This is a genomic window from Streptomyces sp. NPDC037288 (genome assembly GCF_055603265.1).
Window position 1 is genome coordinate 1 of the sequence record NZ_JBVJVY010000178.1, and the last position, 2,798, is coordinate 2,798.

The following is a 2,798-nucleotide window of genomic DNA, read 5'->3' on the forward strand; positions in this document are numbered from 1 at the left end:
GGACTTCGAGCGAACCGTCACCGAGGCCAGGACGCAGGCCCATCAGGAGGACCGAGCAGCATAGGGAAGTCCTCCACGCTTTCTGGGGATTGACACCGCTCGTGCTGGTATGGGACCGCCTGAACACCCACGTCTCCGTCACAATGCGGCAGTTGGTCGCCCAGCGGGAGTGGCTGACAGTGTTCCTGCTGCCCGCCTACTCGCCCGACCTCAATCCGGTCGAGGGCGTGTGTGCGCACATCAAATGCAGCCTTGCCAACCTCGCCGTCGTCGCCCTCGACCGCCTGGAGACGCTCGTACGCAACCGACTCAAGCGCCTCCAGTACCGGCCCGAGATCCTCGACGGCTTCATAACCGGAACGGGCCTGGCCTCGATGCCCCAACGTCACCTTGACAAGCCGAAGTCAGTAAAAGCCACACCCCCTCCCCTGGACGCCACTTCCCTAAGAATGGCTGGGGCCAACCCGTGATCGGAAAGGTAGAGCGTTGCGGCCCGTGGCCTGCCGCAGCTCGGACCCAGCAGCTGAGCCAGGGCCAGCTCAAGGCGCTGCTGCCAAGGGATGAGGTCGGCGTCGGTGGGCAGCGCACGGCTTCCTCCAAGGAAGGCGTCAGATGGGGTTGAGCCAGTCGACGGCGGTTTCGACGGGACGTGCGTAGTCGATTCCGGGGACATCGAAGCCGTAGAGGCGGCGGATCTCACCTGTGAACCAGTCGAGGTCGGCGAGGTCGGAGACGGTGTGAGTGGTGGCCTGGTGCCAACGCTCGGCAATCGCGTTCTGGACGTCGTCGGTCAGCTCCCAGGTGTCCAGGCGGATGCGGTCCTCGTCATCGAGGCGACGCGTGGTGGTGCCGGTGAGCTGGTCCCACAGCTCGGTGAGCTGCGCGGCCGGGGCGAGAAGACGGTCGCCAAGAACGGCGTGCAGCAAGCTGACGTACAGAGCGATGCCAGGAATTGCCGTGGACGACTGGGTCACGGCGACGCCGTTGACGGAAGTCACCGCGGAGCCGCCGACGAGCTCGTCGAGTCGCTCATTGAGGGCTCGGGCGGTGGCCTCGAGGTGGGCTTTGGCGGCGCCGATGGTGCCTTGGCGGTAGGATGGGCGCCGTGAGCGGGGAGCCGATGTAGGACAGGGCAGCGGTGGTAAAGCCGTCGGCCAGCAAGTCGCGTTCGGCGAGGTGGGTGATCCAGCGCTCCCAGTCCGCGCCACCCATGACGGCGACGGTCTGCTCGATGTCGTCGCCCTCGGCCGGCGCGATCTGGACCTCGCGTACTTCCGGGTGGCGGCCGTCGAAGATGAGGGTTTTGGTGCGGTACGGCTGGCCGACCGGCTTGAGCACCGAGGAGTAGGTGGTGCCGGTGACGAGGTCGGTGCGGCGCGGTGCAGCCACCGAGTAGAGCAGGTAGTCGAGGCGGCCGTTGAACCGTTCGCGCAGCAGGTCGGCAACCCGCTCCTTGACGGCGTCGCCTGCCCAATCCGAGAATCCTGGGTCGCTCCTACCCTCCGAACTACTACTACGACAAGCTCCTCCCCAAAGCCGGTTGGAGCCCCAGCCGCAACCTCTAACCCCTGGCCACGAGAAGGAACTCGAAGACACCGGTATGAAGCTCTCGGCGGTCCTCAGAGACGTCGCGGCACCAGTGGCTGGGCCATCTTGGAGGACCTTATCGCCGGGGAGCGTGATCCCAATCGCCTGGCCGACCTTGCGGTCGGCCGGCCTGCAACAGGATCCCCGCCCAGCGGTGTCGTCAACTGGCTGGGGCTGACGTGTGGTTGAGGGTTGGCAGGTCGTGGTGGGGCCGGCGAGCAGTACGCCGTCGGCGGTGAGTACGGTGCCGGTGATGTGTGCGACAGCGTCGGTGAGAAGGAAGAGTGCGGCGCTGGCGATCTCCTCGGGGGCGGCCGATCGGCCCAGAGGCACATGCTCCAGCACGGTGCTGGACGGGCCGGGGTCGGCCCAGAACGTGTACGTCATCCCGGTACTGAGCCACTCCGCCCGGGCCGATGATGGCCGCTTCTCGAGCGGACCCGAGTGCCCCGCATCGGTCGGAGCCGACCGCGCTGCCGACCGGACCACGTGGTCGCGGGCAAGGCCTACGCCTCCCGCGGCTTCCGCGCCTACCTCCGCAAGCGCGGCATCAGCCACACCATTCCGGAGAAGCGGGACCAGCAACGCCACCGCCGTAACTGGGGCCGCCGTGACGGCGGTGGCCCGCCGCGGTTCGACCGGGAGATCTACCGGCGGCGCAATATTTGCCCTTGCACCAGCGCAGGAAGGGCTGGGCGGGTCGGCGGGTGGCGTAGTTGTCCGCGTGCCAGGCGCCGAGATCGGCTGTCGGCACTGGTCGAGGGTCCGGTTGCGGGGTGCGAGCCTGGTGAGGAAGGTGTGGGCCTGGGTGGTCTGCTGCCGCGCCTGGTGCGTGGGGAGCGTCTGAGCGCGGACCGGCTTCGGCCTTCGCTCGTAAGCGCCGCAGTTGGTGCCAGGTGGCGAATCGGCGCAGGAGCTGGTGTCGCGCGGGATCCTCGACCGCCCTGAGGCGCTCGGTGAGCCAGCGTTCTAGAGCAGGAGCCGCCGGTCCGCGTGGGGCAGGATGTTGCTCCCCGTGCTCCTGCTGCTGCAGGCCCTCGTGGCTGATCGGGACGCGACCGCTCGCCAGGTCCTGTAGGTGACGAATGATGTTGGGGTGGCGGAGCCAGATCAACCTGAAGTTTCCCCGTGAACTTGGACACTCGATCTCTATGCCGCGAGGGTGTGCTGGTGGCGCCGCCTGGTCTCGGCCGGGGTGAGGTAGCCGAAGA

The 2,798-nt window shown here is 67.7% G+C and carries 3 pseudogenes; 1 reads left to right on the forward strand and 2 read right to left on the reverse strand.

The window, feature by feature from the left end:
• Positions 1-380: pseudogene (locus ACZ7GZ_RS42965) on the forward strand (transposase); the annotation flags it as partial.
• 228 nt (positions 381-608) lie between these two features.
• Here the strand turns inward: ACZ7GZ_RS42965 and ACZ7GZ_RS42970 are convergent.
• Both ACZ7GZ_RS42970 and ACZ7GZ_RS42975 read right to left on the reverse strand, forming a co-directional pair.
• Positions 609-1,476: pseudogene (locus tag ACZ7GZ_RS42970) on the reverse strand (enoyl-[acyl-carrier-protein] reductase FabV); the annotation flags it as partial.
• Between the two features lie 348 nt (positions 1,477-1,824).
• Positions 1,825-2,178: pseudogene (locus ACZ7GZ_RS42975) on the reverse strand (SDR family oxidoreductase); the annotation flags it as partial.
• Positions 2,179-2,798 lie beyond the last annotated feature (620 nt).